The organism is Streptomyces sp. NPDC037290 (genome assembly GCF_055603245.1).
This window is the reverse complement of record NZ_JBVJVZ010000005.1, coordinates 459753-477612: the sequence shown is the minus strand read 5'-3', so window position 1 is coordinate 477612 and position 17860 is coordinate 459753. Positions and strand designations below refer to the sequence as shown.

The window sequence follows — 17860 nt, the reverse complement described above, 5'->3', positions numbered from 1 at the left end:
CTACCGGGGCTTTGAGCTGCGTGGACCTGAGGGGATTTGAACCCCTGGCCCCCTCGATGCGAACGAGGTGCGCTACCGGACTGCGCCACAGGCCCTTGCAACGAGTGAAACTTTAGCATCCCGATCGGGGTGCTTGGAAATCCGCTCCCTGACTGGTCAGCAGGCCTTCCCGAAGTGTGGCGGCCGTCACTCGTTGGCGGCGCGCGGGCGGTCGCCGTCCTCGTACTGGTCGAAGAGGGGGGTGCCGCCGCGCTCCCGCGCCCTGCGCGCGGAGGCCGCACGGCGCGCGTCACCGCGACCCGCCGCCGGCTTGCCCCCGGCCGCGGGCGTCCGCTGGTCCGCTCCGGCCTGTGGCGCCTGGCTCGCCTCGTGCTCCGGTGCGACCGAGCTGGAGCGCGCGGAGCTCCATGTGTCGGGCGCTCCCAGATCCACGTCGGACGTGGCACGCGGCGCGACCGGTGCGGTCACGTACGTCGGCAGGGGAACCGGCACGGGGTCCCAGCTGTCCCCGCCGGGCCGCCGCTGCCGCTCGCGCTGCTGGTCGACCCACTCGGCGTGGTCCGTCTGCTCGACCAGGGCACGCCGGTCCGCGGCGAGGGCGGCGAGCCCGGTGTCCGTCCCGGCCTGAGGGGCGTCCTCCGTTTCGTCCGCACCGGCGCCCGCGTCGAGGGGCGCGCGCCGACGCGGCTGGCGCTCGCGTTCCCGCAACCGCTGGGCGGCGTCCTCGGCGCGCCTGCGGTCCATCTGGTAGGCGAAACGACGGCGCTCCTGGGAGCGCAGATGGGCGATGTACGCACTGAGCAGCACGGCGGGCACGGCCGGCGCCCACAGGAAGGCGAGCCCGCCGACGGCGGCGACGATGGCGCCGAACGTGAAGGCGAGGAAGAGCATCACGGTGGTGCGTCGGCGGCGCGCGAGGACCTTCGAGCGCTGGGCGCGCGCCGCGGCCGCCTGCGCCGAGGGGCTGCGCCGCGCGGACGGCACCCTCTTCTGCGCGGGCACGGACACGGAGGCGGGCTTGGGTGCGGGTGCCGACTTGGGCGCGGGCACGGACTTGGCCGCGGGCGCGGGCTTGGGCGCCGGGCCCGGGGCCTGCTCGCGTGCCGGTTCCGCCTTCCCGGGCGCGTCGGGTTCGACGTCGGCGTGCACCTGACGGCGGGTCGGAGGCATGGCGAAGGCCCGGACGTCCACCGAGTCGGTGACGGCGTCCGGGTCGCCGGCGTCCGGCTCCCCCTCCTGGGCGGAGCGCGCCCGCAGGTCCTTGGCGTACCGGCGCTCCATTCCCGCCCGTCCGGACAGCAGCCGGATGGCGGTGCTGAAGCGTTCCGTCGGACGGGCCTCGTTCAGCTCGTCCTGCCTACGGAGCCACATCGGCACCAAGTAGGCGGCCCAGGCCCCGACGATGACTGCGTAGATGAGGCCGCTGCTGCTCACATCTCACACCGTAGAGGGGTTTGCGCGGGGCCATCCGCCAATTGGGCCGGTGTGTCGCACGATCTGGCTGATATTTCCAGCTTCTTTTGCGACCGATGCGATCAGCGGTCCGCCGCAGGCGTGAATTCAATGCCCGGAGACGGTCAACAACCGATCAATTTCGAACATACATTCAATTTCCGAGCGCTAGGTGTGATTCCCCGGCGCGTTCTGCGGATCGCGCCGCTCCCCCTGGGAGCGTGCCCGTCGCCACCGCGCGAGCAAACCGTCGGGCACCTCTTCCGCGGTGAGCGCGAACACGAGGTGGTCGCGCCAGGCCCCGTCGATGTGGAGATAACGCGGCCGCAGTCCCTCCTCGCGGAATCCGAGTTTCTCCACGACCCGGCGGCTGGGCCGGTTCTCGGGGCGAATGCAGACCTCGATGCGGTGGAGTCCGACGGTACGGAAACAGTGGTCCACCACGAGCGCGACGGCCGTCGGCATCACCCCTCGACCGGCCACCCCCTCGTCCACCCAGTAGCCGATGTGCCCCGAGCACATGGATCCCCAGGTGATCCCGGCGACCGTCAACTGCCCGACGAGCCGCCCCTGGTACTCGATGACGAACGGCAGCATCCGGCCCGCGTTGGCCTCGGAGCGCAGGTGCCGCACCATCTGGCGGTAGGTCGGCCGGTGTGCGACCGGCCCGCTCGGCGTGGGCGGCGGGATGGTCGCCTCCCAGGGGCGCAGCCAGTCCCGGTTGCGCCGGTTCACCTCGCGCCAGACCCGCTGGTCGCGCACCCTTATCGGCCGGAGGACGACATCGCCGTCCGCCAGCACGACGGGCCAGGAAGGGCTGTTCAGCTCGCACCCCCACTGGGTCTGGGGTGGTCGCCGCCGTGGATCTGGTCGACGGCGTGCACCAGCAGGGGCTCCAGCACGGCGAGACCGTCCCTCACCCCGCCCGTGGAGCCCGGCAGATTGACGATCAGGGTCCGCCCCGCCACTCCGGCCAGGCCCCGGGAGAGCGCCGCGGTGGGAACCTTCTCCCGCCCGTACGCCCGGATGGCCTCCGCGATGCCCGGCACCTCGATGTCGATCACCGCGCGGGTCGCCTCCGGCGTGCGGTCGGCGGGCGAGATCCCGGTGCCGCCGGTGGTGACGATGACGTCGTACCCGGCGTCGGCACCCGCGCGCAGGGCCGCCTCCACGGGATCGCCGTCGGGTACGACCCGAGGGCCGTCCACGTCGAAACCGAGGCTCTTCAGGCCGTCGGTGACCAAGGGGCCGCCCTTGTCCTCGTAGACACCCGCGGCGGCCCTGTTGGAGGCGGTGACCACCAGTGCGCGGTAGGTCATGCCCGGCTCCAGTCGCCCGACTTGCCGCCCGTCTTCTCCTCCACCCGTACGTCCGTGATGACCGCTCCCTTGTCGACCGCCTTGACCATGTCGATCACGGTGAGCGCGGCGACCGTCACGGCGGTGAGGGCCTCCATCTCGACGCCCGTGCGGTCCGTGGTCTTCACGGTGGCCCGGATCTCCACGGCGTCGTCCGCGACCGACAGATCCAGTTTCACACCGGACACCGACAACGGGTGGCACAGCGGGATCAGGTCCGGGGTGCGCTTGGCGCCCATGATGCCGGCGATCCGTGCGGTGGCGAGGGCGTCCCCCTTGGGCATCCCCTCGCCGCGCAGCAGCTCGACCACCCGGGAGGAGACGAGGACACGGCCGCTGGCGCGGGCGGTGCGCGCGGTCACGTCCTTGCCGGACACGTCGACCATGCGGGCCGCGCCCGCCTCGTCGATGTGCGTCAGTCCGTCCTGCGCAGGGGGTCCGGGGGTCTCCCCGCGGAAAGCCTCAGTCATGCTGTGTGCCGCTCCCGGTCCGGGCCCGTCACACTGCGGTGCACGGGCCTGCTGTTCGCGACACGGTACCGCCAACCGGCGGCGCTCAGCCGAGCAGGACCACCTCCACCTCGGCGCCGGGCTCGACCGACTCCGCGTCCTCGGGGACGACGATCAGCGCGTCGGCGTGCGCCAGCGCGGCGATCAGATGCGAGCCGGTTCCGCCCACGGGCGTCACCTCGCCGGCGCCGTACGCGCCCCGCAGGAACTGCCGGCGCCCCTTGGGAGAGCGCAGCGCCTTCTCCGCCCTCAGGGTGGCCCGGGCACGGGGCCGGTGCACGTCGGCGAGGCCCATCAGGGTACGGATGGCGGGCCGGACGAACAGCTCGAAGGAGACGTACGACGACACGGGGTTGCCCGGCAGGGCCAGCAGCGGGGTGTGGTCGGGGCCGATGGAGCCGAAGCCCTGGGGCTTGCCGGGCTGCATGGCGAGCTTGCGGAACTCCACGCCGCTGCCCGCCTCGTCCTCGTCGTCGGCGTACGACAGCGCCTCCTTGACCACGTCGTACGCCCCGACGCTCACCCCGCCCGTGGTCACCAGCAGGTCGGCGCGGACGAGCTGGTCCTCGATGGTGGAGCGGAGGGTCTCGGCGTCGTCGGCGACCGCGCCCACCCGGTAGGCGATGGCGCCGGCGTCCCGCGCGGCCGCGGTGAGGGCGAAGCTGTTGGAGTCGTAGATCTGGCCGGTGCCCAGTTCCTCGCCGGGCTGGACGAGTTCGCTGCCGGTGGACAGGACGACCACGCGCGGGCGCGGGCGCACGCGTACCGTCCCGCGGCCGACGGCGGCGAGCAGCGCGATCTGCGGCGGGCCCAGGATCGTCCCGGCCTCCAGTGCCCGGTCGCCGGCCTTCACGTCGCTGCCCTTGGCGCGCACGTGCGCGCGTGCCTCGGCGGGGCGGTGCACGCGCACGTGCCCCTCCGCGCCCTCGGGGGCGAGGCTGCGCGCCCGCATGCCGCTGACCGGTCCCTCGCCCAGCCCGCCGTCGGTCCACTCGACGGGGACGACCGCCTCGGCGCCGGGCGGCAGCGGGGCGCCGGTCATGATGCGGGCGGCCTGGCCGGGCCCGACCCGGACCGGATCGGCCGCGCCGGCCGCCACGTCCCCGACGACCTCGAGGACGGCCGGGAACTCCTCGCCGGCGCCCGCGACGTCCGCGACCCGCACCGCGTACCCGTCCATGGAGCTGTTGTCGAACGGCGGCAGGGACACCGGCACCGTGACGTCCTCGACCAGGACGCAGCCCAGGGCGTCGAGCAGTTGCAGCTCGATGGGCTCGAGGGGGCGGACCGTCGAGAGGATGTCCTCCAGGTGGTCGTCCACCGACCACAGCTGGTCCGGGCCGGCGGGGTGGGTCGCGGCGCTGCTCAAGACTGCTGCATCTCCTCGGCTACGTAACTGCGAAGCCAGGACCGGAAACCCGGGCCCAGGTCTTCACGTTCGCACGCGAGTCTGACAATGGCACGCAGATAGTCGCCACGGTCGCCGGTGTCATACCGGCGGCCCTTGAAGACGACGCCGTGCACCGGTCCGCCGACCTTCTCGTCCGCCGCGAGCTGCTGGAGGGCGTCGGTGAGCTGGATCTCGCCGCCGCGGCCCGGCTCGGTCTTGCGGAGTATGTCGAAGATGTGCGGGTCGAGCACGTAACGGCCGATGATCGCGTAGTTCGACGGGGCGTCCGCCGGGTCCGGCTTCTCGACCAGGCCGGTGACCCGCACGACGTCACCGTCGGCCGTCGTCTCCACGGCCGCGCAGCCGTAGAGGTGGATCTGCTCGGGCGCGACCTCCATGAGGGCGATCACGCTGCCGCCGTGCCGCTCCTGGACCTCGATCATGCGCTGCAGCAGCGGGTCGCGCGGGTCGATCAGGTCGTCGCCCAGGAGCACCGCGAAGGGCTCGTGGCCGACGTGCGGGGCGGCGCACAGCACGGCGTGGCCGAGGCCCTTGGGGTCGCCCTGGCGTACGTAGTGCATGGTCGCCAGGTCGCTGGACTCCTGCACCTTGGCGAGCCGGCCGGCGTCGCCCTTCTTCTGAAGCGCCGATTCCAGCTCGTAGTTGCGGTCGAAGTGGTCCTCGAGCGGACGCTTGTTGCGCCCGGTGACCATGAGGACGTCGTCGAGCCCCGCCGACACGGCCTCCTCGACCACGTACTGGATCGCAGGCTTGTCGACGACCGGCAGCATCTCCTTGGGAGTGGCCTTGGTGGCCGGCAGGAACCGGGTGCCGAGGCCTGCCGCGGGAATGACAGCCTTGCTGATCCTGGGGTGCGACTGAGTCATGCCCGCAACCTTATCCGGTGCCTTTGCAGGGAATCTGTGGCTCCGGCTGGTTGACCCTTATATGGCTGCATTGGAAGGGTGCGAGGACGAGCCGTGGAACACGACGGACGCGCGAGCGAGCCTGACAAGCGAATGTTGCGGCGGGAGTTCCTCTCGGTGAGGAACAGGTTGACGGAGGATGACGTCGACGAGACGGGCCGCGCGCTGGCCGAGCGCGCTCTGGAACTGCCCGAGCTCGCGCGTGCGCGCACGGTGGCGGCGTACGTCTCCGTGGGGAGCGAGCCCGGCACTTCGGCGCTGCTGGACGCGCTGCGCGCGCGAGGCGTACGGGTCCTGCTCCCGGCGCTCCTGCCCGACAACGACCTGGACTGGGGCGCGTACGCCGGCCCGGACTCCCTGGCGCGGGTCCGGCACGGCGGGAAGATGGCACTCTTCGAACCCTCCGGGGCACGTCTCGGGCCGGACGCCGTGACGGCTGCGGACGTGGTTCTGCTTCCCGGGCTCGCGGTCGACGCGCGCGGGATGCGCCTGGGGCGCGGCGGAGGGTCGTACGACCGCGTACTGGCCCGTCTGGAGCGCGCGGGCGCACGCCCCCGGCTCGTTGTGCTGCTGTACGACGCGGAGGTCGTCGCGCACGTCCCGGCGGAGGCGCACGACAAGCCGGTGCACGCGGTGGTGACACCCTCCGGCGTACGCCGGTTCGGGATGTGAGAAGGCCCTCCACGCACGCGTGGAGGGCCTTCTCAGTGCCGTACCGGAGGGTCGCTCACGGTTTGAGGACGAGTGTGTCGCTCGTGCTCGTGTCGACCGCCTTGGCCGAGAACGACCAGGGCAGCAGCTCGCCCTTGGCCCACAGACTCGTCTGGTCCGTGTAGTGCGCGCTGAAGGCGTGCCCGGAGGCGCCGGTCAGGTTGATCCACCTGGACTTGTCGAAGTCCTTGAGGTTGACCACCATCCGCATCGACGGAACCCAGACGACGTTGTAACCGCCGGCGGCGTTCCAGCCGGTGGCGTTCACGGTGGCCTCGCCACCGCTGAGCTTCCAGGGACCGCGGTTGAGGATGTACTGCAGCACCTTGGGGCCGTCGGTGCCGAGCGTCTGGTTCTTCAGGAACAGCCGGTGCAGCCGGCCCCAGCTCCAGGTGTCGATGTCCTTGCCGAGCTTGGCGGTCAGCTCCCAGCGGGCGTCGATCATGGCGCGGGCGAAGAGCTGGTCCATGGTGTTCGCCGCGGGGCGGGTGCCCGACTTGGGCGTCTTCCACCAGTCGCTGTCCGGCTTCTCCATCAGCGTGCGCACGACCTCGAACCAGCGGTCGCCGCCGTCCGGCTGCGCCTGGTCGGCGTCCCGCTGGCCGCACTCACGCACCTTGGTGTCGTCGTCGACCGGCCCGGTGCTGTCGATCTTGTCGACCGACAGGCACTGCCCCTTGACGCGCAGCTCCTTGGGGAGCTTGTTGCCGAAGGCGAGCTTGAGGACGTTGCGCCAGACGGCGTTGAAGTAGGCGGCCGCCGCGGAGTCGGCGTCCTGGGTGTAGTCCCAGCCCTCCAGCAGCTTCTGCGCGTCGCGGACGTTCTTGTCGTCGAGGTTGATCTTCAGCAGCTTCGGCACCAGGAGCTTGGCGATCTCGCTGCTGTTGTCCAGCTGCATCTGCCGCATGTCGTCGGTCGAGATCTTGCCGCCGTTCTTGATCTTGGACTCGATCAGATCGGTGATGCGCTGGCTGCGGGTGCCGTAACCCCAGTCGGTGGTGAGGGTGTACGGGTACTTGGCCTTGTCGACCACGGCCTGGTTGGCGGTGACGATGTAGCCGCGCTTGGGGTCGAACTCGTAGGGCAGCTCGCTCTGCTTGATGAAGCCGGTCCAGCGGTACTTCGAGTCCCAGCCCGGCGCGGGGATGGAACCGTCGTCGAGGGAGGAGCGGGTCGGGATCCTGCCGGGCAGGGTGTAGCCGATGTGGTTGTCGGTGTCGGCGTAGACCAGGTTCTGCGAGGGCACGTCGAACAGGGCGGCCGCCTGGCGGAAGTCGCTCCAGCCCGCCGCCCTGTCGAGGGCGAAGACGGCGTCCATGGAGGTGCCCGGGTCGAGCGCGGTCCACCTCAGGGCGATGCCGTAGCCGTCGCCGCGGTCGGGGGCGGCGGTGTTGACCGTGGCCTTCTTGCCGACCTCGACGAGTTCGTCGTCGCGGTCGGAGAGCAGCGGCATGCCGTCCTGGGTCTGCCGCACGACGATCGTCTTGGAGGCACCGCCGGCGACCTTGATGGTCTCCTCACGGGTCTTGAACGGCCGCACCTTGCCGTCGTACAGGTAGCCGTTCGAGCTCACCTTCTCCAGGTAGAGGTCGGTCACGTCGACCCCGGAGTTGGTCATGCCCCAGGCGATGTTCGCGTTGTGCCCGATGATCACACCGGGCATACCGGCAAACGTGTAGCCGCTCACGTCGTACTGGCACTTGCTGGAGACGCTGCGGCAGTGCAGGCCCATCTGGTACCAGACGGACGGCAGTGACGCCGACAGGTGCGGGTCGTTGGCGAGCAGCGGCTCCTTGGTGATCGTGTACTTCCCGGACACCACCCAGGAGTTGGAGCCGATGCCCTGGCCGTTCACGCCGACGGCCGTGGGGACGTCGTCCAGGACGTGGTTGAGGCGCGCCAGCTGGCTCGTGAGCGACGATCCGGTCGTACCCGAGGCGGAGGAGCCCGCCGAGCCCGTCGCGCCCCCGGAGGCGCCGGTGGTGCGGCCGGCGGTGCCGGACGTGCCCGTCGTGCCGGTGGACCGGGAGGTGCCCGTGGTGCCGCCCTGCTGGAAGGACTTGGTCAGCTCGTTGTACTGGCCCTCCTGCACGATCGGCTTGTTGCGGCTGTAGGGGTACTCCGGGTACAGGTCCTGGATCTGCTGCGGGCCGAGCCGGCTGGTCATCAGGGCGCGGTCGATCTCGTCCTGCATGTTGCCGCGCAGGTCCCAGGCCATCGCCTTCAGCCAGGAGACCGAGTCGACCGGGGTCCACTTCTGCAGCGCGTAGTCATTGGTGAAGCCCAGGGCGGCGTACTCCAGCGAGATGTCCTTGCCGTCCTTGCCCTGGAGGTAGGCGTTGACCCCCTTGGCGTACGCCTGGAGGTACTTCTTCGTGGAGGCCGACAGCTTGGTGTCGTACTCCTGCTTGGCGATCCGGTCCCAGCCGAGCGTGCGCAGGAACTCGTCGTTCTTCGCCTGGCTCGCGCCGAACATCTCCGACAGGCGCCCGGAGGTCATGTGCCGGCGCACGTCCATCTCGTAGAACCGGTCCTGCGCCTGGACGTACCCCTGCGCCATGAACAGGTCCTCGTCGGAGGACGCGTAGATCTGCGGGATGCCGTTGCCGTCCCGCTTCACGTCGACCGGCCCCGACAGGCCGTCGAGCGTGATCGAACCCGTCGTCTGCGGGAAGGAGGCGCGCACGGTGCTGATCGACCAGTACGCCCCGTAGGCGATGCCTCCGATGATGGCCAGGACCAGCACCAGCACGATCAGTCGGGCTTTGCGCCCCTTCTTCCTGCCGGACTTGGCGGGCGCGGCGCCGGTGGTGGCGGTCTCACCCGTTGTGGCGGTGGTGTTGGGGGGCATCGCTGTCCTTGCTGTCCTAACGCGAGCGGCAGGTCGGGCTGTGACTTTGAATGAGCGCTGGAGCAACCATAGGCGCAGGGCCCTGTCCCGCTGGACGCGGAGTCGGGAACCAGCGCGCACGAGCGTTCGATCTTGCCCCGTCGAGCGTCAAGAAAGCGTCAAGAGTTAGGTAAGGTAACGAAGTAACCAGAGATCTCAGGGGAGGAAACGCCGCTGACTGTCCACCACCTCAACCAGCTCCTGCTCGTCTGCTCCGTGGTCCTGCTCGTCGCCGTCGCGGCCGTCCGGATCTCCTCCCGCAGCGGGCTCCCCAGCCTGCTCGTCTACCTGGCGATCGGCGTCCTCATGGGCCAGGACGGCATCGGCGAGATCCACTTCAACAGCGCCGCGGTGACCCAGGTCATGGGGTACGCGGCCCTGGTCGTGATCCTCGCCGAGGGCGGTCTCGGCACGAAGTGGAAGGCGATCAGGCCGGTCCTGGCGTCCGCTTCCGTCCTGGCGACCTTCGGGGTCGCCGTCAGCGTGGGGGTGACCGCGGCGGGCGCGCACTACCTGGTCGGGCTGGAGTGGCGGCAGGCGCTGATCATCGGCGCGGTGGTGTCGTCGACGGACGCGGCGGCGGTCTTCTCGGTGCTGCGCCGCGTTCCCCTCCCCGCGCGCGTGACGGGCACGCTGGAGGCGGAGTCCGGCTTCAACGACGCCCCGGTGGTCATCCTGGTCGTGGCCTTCTCCACGGCCGGCCCGGTCGAGCACTGGTACGTCCTGCTGGGCGAGATAGCCCTGGAGCTGGCCATCGGCGCCGCCATAGGGCTCGCGGTGGGCTGGTTCGGCTCCTGGGGGCTCAAGCACGTGGCCCTGCCCGCCTCCGGCCTCTATCCGATCGCCGTGATGGCCATCGCCGTCACCGCCTACGCCGCCGGCTCCCTGGCGCACGGCAGCGGCTTCCTGGCCGTCTACCTCGCCTCGATGCTGCTCGGCAACGCCAAGCTCCCCCACTGGCCCGCCACCCGCGGCTTCGCCGAGGGGCTCGGCTGGATCGCCCAGATCGGCATGTTCGTCGTGCTCGGCCTGCTGGTCAGCCCGCACGAACTGGGCGACGACGTCTGGCCCGCCCTCGTCATCGGGCTGGTCCTGACGATGGTGGCCCGTCCGCTGAGCGTGGTGCTCAGCCTGGCGCCGTTCCGCGTGCCGTGGCAGGAGCAGACCCTGATGTCGTGGGCGGGACTGCGCGGCGCCGTGCCCATCATCCTGGCGACGATCCCGATGGTGAACGGCGTCACCGGCAGCCGCCGCATCTTCAACATCGTCTTCGTGCTGGTCGTGGTCTACACCCTCGTCCAGGGGCCGACCCTGCCCTGGCTGGCGCGCACACTGCGCCTGGGCGAGCAGGGCGAGGCCTCCGACCTCGGCATCGAATCGGCGCCCCTGGAGCGGCTGCGCGGGCATCTGCTGTCCATCTCGATCCCGGAGGGCTCCCGGATGCACGGTGTGGAGGTCAGTGAGCTGCGCCTGCCGCCCGGGGCCGCCGTCACACTGGTCGTCCGCGAAGAAGAATCGTTCGTTCCGATGCCCACGACCGTGCTGCGCCGGGGCGACGAGCTGCTCGTCGTCGCCACCGACCCGGTGCGCGACGCGGCGGAACGACGCCTGCGCGCGGTCGCCCACGGCGGCAAGCTGGCGGGCTGGCTGGGCACGAACGGGACGGGCAGCTCTCGTTAAGGGTACGTTTCGGGCACTTCACACCCCGTCAAATCCCAGGTGACCGCCTTCATGGTGCTCGTTTTCACAGCTGTGACAGGCGTTGATCCCTGTACCATGAAGGCGCACCCTGATCGAACCAACTCTGCCTGACGCAGAGCTGGCGCGACCGTATGGCGGCCGGGTCCCCCCACCCGCAGTGGGCGCCGGCATCTACCGCAGTCCGCGCAAGAGGACAGCTCTCGGCACCCGGGCCCACACGGCCCGCGCTACCAGGCGGCAGAAAGGCACGGCCGTGGGATCCACGGTCACCATCACCGAACCGGAGAAGACCTCGTCGGCCTCGTCCCGCCCGGGATACGGACAGCTGCTGCGCACCCGCGGCGCCTGGACCTTCCTGCTCCCCGGTTTCGCCGCGCGCCAGCCGTTCGCGATGCTCACCCTCTCCATCGTGCTGCTCGTGCAGCACACCACCGGCTCGTACGGCGCCGCGGGCGCCACCGCGGCCGTCACCGGTGTCTCCATGGCGCTGTTCGCGCCGTACAGCGGGCGCCTCGCCGACCGCCGCGGCCAGCGCGCCGTGCTGGTCCCCGGCGTCCTCGTGCACACCCTGTCGGGCCTGTCCCTGACGGCGCTCGCGCTGGCACACGCGCCCCTGTGGGCGCTCTTCCTGGCGGCCGTCCCGACCGGTGCCTCGGTGCCGCAGGTCGGTCCCATGGTGCGTGCGCGCTGGGGCGTGAAGCTGCAGGGCTCGCCCCTGATGACCACCGCGGCCGCGTTCGAGTCGGTCACGGACGAGCTGACCTTCGTCTTCGGTCCCCTGCTGGCGACCGCGCTGTGCACCACCGTGGCGCCGGCGGCGGGCCTGGTCACGGAGGGTGCGCTGACCCTCGTCGGCGGTCTGCTGTTCGCCGCGCAGAAGGGCACGCAGCCGCCGGTGGGCGGTGCGGCCGGCCACGCGCGCGTGGAGCACGCCTCCGCGCTGCGCGTCCCGGGCGTGCGGGTGCTGGTCGTGACCTTCCTGGGCATCGGGTCCGTCTTCGGCGGCATGCAGGTGTCGCTGGCGGCCTTCACCGAGTCGATCGGCGAACCTGGTCTGAACGGTGTCCTGTACGGCGTCTTCGCCGCCGGCAACATGCTGTCGGGCGTCGTGTGCGGCGCGATCGCCTGGAAGACCGCCCCGCAGCGGCGCCTGGTCGTCGGCTACACGGGGCTCGCGATCGTCGCGTCCGCGCTGTGGACGGCGCACTCGGTGCTGCTGCTCGCCGGGCTCGGCCTGCTGGTCGGCATGTGCATCGCGCCGGCGCTGATCACCGGCTACACGCTGGTCGAGGGCCTGGTGCCGGCCGACGCCCGGACGGAGGCCTTCACCTGGCTGACCGGCGCGGTCGCGCTCGGGCAGGCGGCCGCCGTCACGGTCGCCGGACAGCTGGAGGACCGGCTGTGGGGCGGCGCGGGGTTCCTGGTGCCGATGGCCGGCACCGTGCTCGCGCTGGTGACCCTGCTGGCGCTGCGATCACGCCTGGTCGCACGGCAGCAGAACCGCACCGTCGCACGTGGCGTCGGTCACCGCGTGCCGGTGACGGTGGACTGATCCCCGGGAATACGTCACTATGGACCGTCGTTAGCACTCATCGAGTCAGAGTGCCAGGAGGAAGACAGTGCCGACCTACCAGTACCAGTGCACCGAGTGCGGCGAGGGCCTCGAGGCGGTGCAGAAGTTCACCGACGACGCCCTGACCGAGTGCCCCAACTGCAGTGGCCGCCTGAAGAAGGTGTTCTCCGCGGTCGGCATCGTCTTCAAGGGCTCCGGCTTCTACCGCAACGACTCCCGCGGCTCCACGTCGAGCAGCAGCCCGGCGTCGAAGTCGTCCGGCTCGTCCAGCACGTCTTCGTCCGACTCGAAGTCGTCCACGTCGTCGTCCTCGACGTCGTCGGCGTCCTCGACCGGCTCCGCCAGCAGCTCGGCCGCCTGACACCTCTTCCCCGGACCCTGCCGTCACACGACGGCAGGGTCTTCGGCGCTCGTCGGCACGGGCTCCCCCGCGGTTTCGCCGCCCGCTAGTGTGCTGGTCATGGCGAACGCAGAGATCGGCGTAATCGGCGGCTCGGGCTTCTACTCGTTCCTCGAGGACGTGACCGAGATCCAGGTGGACACCCCTTACGGGCCGCCCAGTGACTCCCTCTTCCTCGGCGAGATCGCCGGCCGGCGGGTCGCCTTCCTGCCCCGGCACGGCCGCGGCCACCACCTGCCGCCGCACCGCATCAACTACCGCGCCAACCTGTGGGCGCTGCGTTCCGTCGGTGTCCGGCAGGTGCTCGGCCCCTGCGCGGTGGGCGGGCTGCGGCCGGAGTACGGCCCCGGCACCCTGCTCGTGCCGGACCAGTTCGTGGACCGTACGAAGTCCCGGATGCAGTCGTACTTCGACGGGCTGCCGCTGCCCGACGGCACCGTCCCGAACGTCGTGCACGTGTCCATGGCCGACCCCTACTGCCCCACCGGACGGGCCGTCGCCCTGAAGGCCGCCCGGGGGCGGGACTGGGAGCCGGTGGACGGCGGCACCCTGGTCGTGGTCGAGGGGCCGCGCTTCTCGACGCGTGCCGAATCATTGTGGCACCAGGCACAGGGCTGGTCGGTCGTGGGCATGACCGGCCACCCCGAAGCGGCGCTCGCCCGGGAGCTGGAGCTGTGCTACACCTCGCTGACCCTGGTCACCGACCTGGACGCCGGCGCCGAGACCGGCGAGGGTGTCTCGCACGAAGAGGTGCTGCGGGTGTTCGCGGCCAACGTGGACCGGCTGCGCGGCGTGCTGTTCGACGCGGTGGCGGCGCTGCCGGAAACCGGGGCGCGGGACTGTCTGTGTGTGAACGCGCTCGGCGGGATGGACCCGGGGTTCGAGCTGCCGTGACGCCGGCCGTCCCCGGGGGGTTCCTCGTCCGGGTGACGGGGTTGTCCACAACCGGCCGGTAGGACACCGGCTCCGGCGGACTTCGGCGCAAGGCCTCATCGTGGCACCGCAAGCCGATTCCCTCGTCGCAGGCGGTGATCCCCGTGGCCTTGCCCCCGTCGTCCCCCGTCCCTTCGCCCGCCCTCCCTTCGCCCGCCCCTCCTCGCTCCGTCCCTTCGCCGCCGCTCTCTCCGCCCCTGCGCGTTCCCCGGCCGCTGGGCACCGATGCCCCCGCGACCCGCGAGGTCCCGCCCTTCGGTCCCGTGCGGGTGCGCGGCGGCCGGTACCGGCTGCAGCGGCTCGTACGGCACCGGCGGTCGGCTCTGGCGGCCGGCCTCGTGGTGACCGCGACCGCGCTGCTGGCGGCGGGACCGCGGGCCGGGGAGGAACACCGCGCCGAGCGGCCCCGCCGGCATCCGGTGGCCGAACCCGTGCCACGGCACACCGCGCCGGAGCTGGTGACGGCGCCGGTGCGGATCGCGGATGCCGGCACCGTCCGGCTGCTGCGGCCCGGCGACCGCGTCGACGTGATCGCCGCCGAGGACCCGTCCGCCGGCGGCGGCGCCCGGGTGCTCGCACGCGGGGTGCGGGTGACGCGGGTGCCGGAGCCCCTGGACGGTCCGGCCGACAGCGGGGCGCTGGTCGTGCTGTCGGTGCCGCGCACCACGGCGACGCGCCTCGTCGGTGCGAGCGCCACGGCACGCCTGGCGGTGACGGTGTGCTGAACCCCTTCGGACACTTTCAGGGCGGATTGCTGTCAAGTCGCCCGGACCTGTTCCGGCACTGGACACAGGGGCCTCCCCGTGGCGTAGGTTGCGGAGCGTTTCGTTCCACACGCTGTGCATGCGAGGAGAGTCCCCTAGGTGAGCGCGAAGCAGGAACCGAGCGTCTGGCAGGGCTTCAAGGCCTTCCTGATGCGCGGCAACGTCGTCGACCTGGCAGTGGCCGTGGTGATCGGCGCGGCCTTCTCGAACATCGTCAACTCAGTGGTGAAGGGGATCATCAACCCGCTGGTCGGCGCGATCGGCACGCAGAACCTGGACAACTACAGCTCCTGCCTGAGCGACAGGTGCAAAGGAACTCACGGCATCCAGCTGATGTGGGGCTCCGTCCTCGGCGCCACACTGACCTTCCTGATCACCGCGACGGTGGTGTACTTCCTGATGGTGCTGCCGATGTCCAGGTACCTGGCCCGGGTGGAGGCCCGCAGGAGGGCACGGGAGGGCACCAAGGAGGTCGTCGAGGTGACCGAGCTGGAGGTTCTCAAGCAGATCCGCGACGAGCTGGTCGCCCAGCGCGCCTCGGGTCGCGACGAGCGGTAGCGGCGGCGGCCGCCCCGGGCCCCGCTCAGAGGTGGTGGGGCGGCTTCTCGTCGAGGAAGCGCTTCAGGTCGGCGGCGCTGTCGCCGTCCGAGCGCTCGCCCCATCCGCGATCGGTGTCGTCCGAGGACTGCTGGTCCAGCGGGTCGTCGAAGACCAGCGCCGGCTTCGGATCGCGGGGCTCGGGGCCGGGGGCGGTGCTCATGCGTCAAGGGTACGGCCCGGTGGCGGACGCACTGGGCGTGGTATGCGCTGGGACCATGACGCCGAACTCCGCTCCGCCGCCCGTTCCCCCGGGCGCACCACAGTCCTCCGGACCGCTGCGACGGCTTACCGCGCGCGGACGCGACGAGAAGCACCGGGTCTCCTCACCCCTGGAGCTCTTCTTCGACCTGTGCTTCGTCGTGGCCATCGCGCAGGCGGGTGTGCAACTGGTGCACGCCGTCGCCGAAGGACACGCGGGCGGCGGAATCCTCAACTACGCCATGCAGTTCTTCGCCATCTGGTGGGCGTGGATGAACTTCACCTGGTTCGCCTCGGCGTACGACAACGACGACGCGCTCTACCGGGTCGTCACCCTGGTGCAGATCGCCGGCGTCCTGGTGCTGGCAGCCGGTATCTCGCGGGCCTTCCAGCATCACGACTACCTGGTGGTCTGGCTCGGTTACGTGATCATGCGGCTGGCGATGGCCACGCAGTGGCTGAGGGCCGCGAGAGCGGCCGAGGGCACGGAGCGAACCACGGCCCTGCGGTACGCGTGCGGTGTGCTGCTGTGCCTGGTCGGCTGGCTCGGACTGGTGCTGTTGCCCGTGCCCGCGCGGCCCTGGGTGTTCCTCGTGATGGCGATCGCCGAGATGTGCGTGCCGCTGTACGCCGAGAAGGGCCACGGGACGTCCTGGCATCCCCACCACATCGCCGAACGGTACGGCCTGTTCACCATCATCGTGCTCGGTGAGACGATCGCCGCGGCGACCGTCGCCGTGAAGTCGGCCGTGGACGAGCACGACGCGCTGGGCGAACTGCTGCCGATCGCGGCGGGCGGGCTGCTGATCGTCTTCTCCGCGTGGTGGATCTACTTCGTGGTGCCCATCCACGGCCACCTGCGCTCCAACAGACAGGCGTTCCTCTGGGGCTACGGGCACTATCTGATCTTCGCGTCCGCCGCGGCGATCGGCGCGGGCCTGGAAGTGGCCGTGGAACACGCGGTCGGCAAGACCCACATCTCCACACTCGCCGCGTCGGCTGCCGTCACGCTGCCCACGGCGCTGTATCTGCTGACCGTCTGGGCGCTTCACTCGAGGCACTTCAAGATCGGCATCACCCAGCAGCTCGTCCTGCCGCTCACGGCGCTGCTGGTGATCTGCTGCACCTTCCTGGGCCACTGGGCGGTGCTCGCGGCGGGGCTCGTGTCCTCGGCCGCGGTGGCGACCGGAGTGACGCTGACGGCGCGCATGGCCAACCGGGAGCGCACGGCGAGCGCCACCGCTGCGGCGGGCTGAGCCCTCCTCCCCGGCGCCGGTTACGGCGAGACTGGCCCCCATGACAGTTGACGCAATCACGGACGTCGCCGGGGTGCGGGTGGGCCACGCGACCCGCAGCGGGGACGGCTGGCTCACCGGCACCACGGTCGTCCTCGCCCCGGACGGCGGCGCGGTCGGCGCCGTGGACGTGCGCGGCGGTGGCCCCGGTACCAGGGAGACCGACGCGCTCGACCCGCGCAACCTGGTGCAGCGGGTCGAGGCGGTCGTACTGACCGGGGGCAGCGCGTACGGGCTCGACGCGGCATCCGGCGTGCTGGCCTGGCTGGAGGAGCAGCGGCGCGGGGTGCGAGTGGGGCCGGATCCGGCGCACGTCGTGCCGGTCGTGCCCGCCGCGTGCGTCTTCGACCTGGGGCGCGGCGGAAGCTTCCGAGCGAGGCCGGACGCGGCCACGGGACGCGCGGCGGTGGAGGCCGCCGCGGCGAGCACCCCGGGGGCGCGGGTGCCGCAGGGGTGTGTCGGGGCCGGCACGGGCGCCGTGGCGGGGCGGGTCAAGGGCGGGGTGGGCACCGCGAGCACGGTGCTCGACTCGGGGATCACCGTGGCCGCGTTGGTGGTCGTGAACGCCGCCGGGTCGGTGATCGAGCCCGGGACGGGGGCGCTGTACGGGGAGTTGCTCCAGGGGCGGGTGGAGTTGCCCGAAGTGCGCGTGCACGAGGACGCGCGCCGGCGGCTGGACGAAGCCGCCGCCAAGAACGCGCCGCCCCCGCTCAACACGACGCTGGCCGTGGTCGCGACCGACGCGGACCTCTCCAAGGCGCAGGCGCAGAAGCTGGCGGGGACGGCGCACGACGGGATCGCGCGCGCCGTACGGCCGGTGCACCTCATGAACGACGGCGACACCGTTTTCGCGCTGGCGACCGGCGCGCGCCCGCTCCCTGACCATCCGTTGGAGCTCAACGGCATCCTCACCGCGGGCGCGGATCTCGTGACCCGCGCCATCGTCCGGGGCGTGCGCGCCGCCGAGTCGGTCGACGGGCCGGGCGGGACGTGGCCGTCGTACGGAGAGCTGTACGGGCAGTTGTGAGGCGGATCCGTTCGTCCGGTCTCAATTGTCGCGGTTCTGTCACGTGATGACGTTCACCGGGGATGGGAGGGAACCTTCCCCGGTGCCGGTGCCCTCTTTCTTCACGCACTGGAACGGATCACGCACATCACAT

Annotated in this window: 17 protein-coding genes and 1 tRNA gene; 9 read left to right on the top strand and 9 right to left on the bottom strand. The window is 71.3% G+C overall.

The features are described 5' to 3' along the window. Positions 1 to 21 precede the first annotated feature (21 nt). From ACZ7HQ_RS20885 to galU, 7 genes are all read right to left on the bottom strand, one after another. Positions 22 to 95, bottom strand: a tRNA-Ala gene (locus tag ACZ7HQ_RS20885). A gap of 91 nt (positions 96 to 186) precedes the next feature. Further along, positions 187 to 1434, bottom strand: coding sequence for a divisome protein SepX/GlpR (gene sepX, locus ACZ7HQ_RS20880; protein WP_470991703.1), 1248 nt, complete (start codon positions 1432 to 1434; stop codon positions 187 to 189). A 186-nt stretch (positions 1435 to 1620) separates the two neighbouring features. Beyond that, positions 1621 to 2253: a GNAT family N-acetyltransferase gene (locus ACZ7HQ_RS20875; RefSeq protein WP_470991700.1), complete on the bottom strand. Its 633-nt coding sequence runs from the start codon at positions 2251 to 2253 to the stop codon at positions 1621 to 1623. A gap of 20 nt (positions 2254 to 2273) precedes the next feature. Beyond that, positions 2274 to 2771: a MogA/MoaB family molybdenum cofactor biosynthesis protein gene (locus ACZ7HQ_RS20870; protein WP_470991697.1), complete on the bottom strand. Its 498-nt coding sequence runs from the start codon at positions 2769 to 2771 to the stop codon at positions 2274 to 2276. Then, the gene (gene moaC, locus ACZ7HQ_RS20865) at positions 2768 to 3280 is read right to left on the bottom strand and encodes a cyclic pyranopterin monophosphate synthase MoaC (protein WP_470991694.1); all 513 of its coding nucleotides are present in this window, start codon (positions 3278 to 3280) and stop codon (positions 2768 to 2770) included. Before moaC ends, ACZ7HQ_RS20870 begins: the two co-directional genes overlap by 4 nt. A gap of 85 nt (positions 3281 to 3365) precedes the next feature. Then, positions 3366 to 4688, bottom strand: a complete 1323-nt coding sequence (gene glp / locus ACZ7HQ_RS20860; protein WP_470991691.1) for a molybdotransferase-like divisome protein Glp — start codon at positions 4686 to 4688, stop codon at positions 3366 to 3368. Then, positions 4685 to 5596, bottom strand: coding sequence for a UTP--glucose-1-phosphate uridylyltransferase GalU (gene galU, locus ACZ7HQ_RS20855; RefSeq protein ID WP_470991686.1), 912 nt, complete (start codon positions 5594 to 5596; stop codon positions 4685 to 4687). Before galU ends, glp begins: the two co-directional genes overlap by 4 nt. Before the next feature lie 132 nt (positions 5597 to 5728). Between galU and ACZ7HQ_RS20850 the strand changes: the two genes are divergently transcribed. Beyond that, positions 5729 to 6307, top strand: a complete 579-nt coding sequence (locus ACZ7HQ_RS20850) for a 5-formyltetrahydrofolate cyclo-ligase (RefSeq protein ID WP_470992265.1) — start codon at positions 5729 to 5731, stop codon at positions 6305 to 6307. A 55-nt stretch (positions 6308 to 6362) separates the two neighbouring features. Here the strand turns inward: ACZ7HQ_RS20850 and ACZ7HQ_RS20845 are convergent, their stop codons facing one another. After that, complete coding sequence (locus ACZ7HQ_RS20845; protein ID WP_470991683.1) at positions 6363 to 9197, bottom strand: penicillin acylase family protein; 2835 nt, start codon at positions 9195 to 9197, stop codon at positions 6363 to 6365. A gap of 192 nt (positions 9198 to 9389) precedes the next feature. Between ACZ7HQ_RS20845 and ACZ7HQ_RS20840 the strand changes: the two genes are divergently transcribed. The 6 genes from ACZ7HQ_RS20840 (at position 9390) to mscL (ending at position 15165) form a co-directional block, all read left to right on the top strand. Next, positions 9390 to 10916, top strand: coding sequence for a potassium/proton antiporter (locus ACZ7HQ_RS20840; protein WP_470992263.1), 1527 nt, complete (start codon positions 9390 to 9392; stop codon positions 10914 to 10916). Positions 10917 to 11190: 274 nt separating this feature from the next. After that, positions 11191 to 12489 (top strand): MFS transporter, encoded by a 1299-nt coding sequence (locus ACZ7HQ_RS20835; protein WP_470991680.1) that lies wholly within the window; start codon positions 11191 to 11193, stop codon positions 12487 to 12489. Positions 12490 to 12556: 67 nt separating this feature from the next. Beyond that, the gene (locus tag ACZ7HQ_RS20830; protein WP_470991679.1) at positions 12557 to 12871 is read left to right on the top strand and encodes an FmdB family zinc ribbon protein; all 315 of its coding nucleotides are present in this window, start codon (positions 12557 to 12559) and stop codon (positions 12869 to 12871) included. A gap of 99 nt (positions 12872 to 12970) precedes the next feature. Next, entirely contained in the window at positions 12971 to 13804 is an 834-nt protein-coding gene (locus ACZ7HQ_RS20825) for an S-methyl-5'-thioadenosine phosphorylase (RefSeq protein ID WP_470991676.1), read from the top strand. A 149-nt stretch (positions 13805 to 13953) separates the two neighbouring features. Further along, positions 13954 to 14568 (top strand): hypothetical protein, encoded by a 615-nt coding sequence (locus tag ACZ7HQ_RS20820; RefSeq protein WP_470992260.1) that lies wholly within the window; start codon positions 13954 to 13956, stop codon positions 14566 to 14568. A 138-nt stretch (positions 14569 to 14706) separates the two neighbouring features. Next, the gene (gene mscL, locus ACZ7HQ_RS20815) at positions 14707 to 15165 is read left to right on the top strand and encodes a large conductance mechanosensitive channel protein MscL (protein WP_470991673.1); all 459 of its coding nucleotides are present in this window, start codon (positions 14707 to 14709) and stop codon (positions 15163 to 15165) included. Positions 15166 to 15190: 25 nt separating this feature from the next. Here mscL and ACZ7HQ_RS20810 read toward each other — a convergent pair whose 3' ends face one another. Continuing rightward, positions 15191 to 15367, bottom strand: coding sequence for a hypothetical protein (locus tag ACZ7HQ_RS20810; RefSeq protein WP_470991670.1), 177 nt, complete (start codon positions 15365 to 15367; stop codon positions 15191 to 15193). Between the two features lie 55 nt (positions 15368 to 15422). Between ACZ7HQ_RS20810 and ACZ7HQ_RS20805 the strand changes: the two genes are divergently transcribed. Continuing rightward, the gene (locus ACZ7HQ_RS20805) at positions 15423 to 16661 is read left to right on the top strand and encodes a low temperature requirement protein A (protein WP_470991667.1); all 1239 of its coding nucleotides are present in this window, start codon (positions 15423 to 15425) and stop codon (positions 16659 to 16661) included. Between the two features lie 40 nt (positions 16662 to 16701). Then, complete coding sequence (locus tag ACZ7HQ_RS20800) at positions 16702 to 17727, top strand: P1 family peptidase (RefSeq protein WP_470991664.1); 1026 nt, start codon at positions 16702 to 16704, stop codon at positions 17725 to 17727. Positions 17728 to 17860 lie beyond the last annotated feature (133 nt).

Excerpts from the sequence above, each read along its gene's own strand:
- ACZ7HQ_RS20845 (WP_470991683.1), bottom strand. The coding sequence starts at position 9,197 with ATGCCCCCCAACACCACCGCCACAACGGGTGAGACCGCCACCACCGGC.
- ACZ7HQ_RS20870 (WP_470991697.1), bottom strand. The coding sequence starts at position 2,771 with ATGACCTACCGCGCACTGGTGGTCACCGCCTCCAACAGGGCCGCCGCG.
- ACZ7HQ_RS20800 (WP_470991664.1), top strand. The coding sequence starts at position 16,702 with ATGACAGTTGACGCAATCACGGACGTCGCCGGGGTGCGGGTGGGCCAC.
- moaC (WP_470991694.1), bottom strand. The coding sequence starts at position 3,280 with ATGACTGAGGCTTTCCGCGGGGAGACCCCCGGACCCCCTGCGCAGGAC.
- ACZ7HQ_RS20805 (WP_470991667.1), top strand. The coding sequence starts at position 15,423 with ATGACGCCGAACTCCGCTCCGCCGCCCGTTCCCCCGGGCGCACCACAG.
- ACZ7HQ_RS20850 (WP_470992265.1), top strand. The coding sequence starts at position 5,729 with ATGTTGCGGCGGGAGTTCCTCTCGGTGAGGAACAGGTTGACGGAGGAT.
- galU (WP_470991686.1), bottom strand. The coding sequence starts at position 5,596 with ATGACTCAGTCGCACCCCAGGATCAGCAAGGCTGTCATTCCCGCGGCA.
- ACZ7HQ_RS20810 (WP_470991670.1), bottom strand. The coding sequence starts at position 15,367 with ATGAGCACCGCCCCCGGCCCCGAGCCCCGCGATCCGAAGCCGGCGCTG.
- ACZ7HQ_RS20825 (WP_470991676.1), top strand. The coding sequence starts at position 12,971 with ATGGCGAACGCAGAGATCGGCGTAATCGGCGGCTCGGGCTTCTACTCG.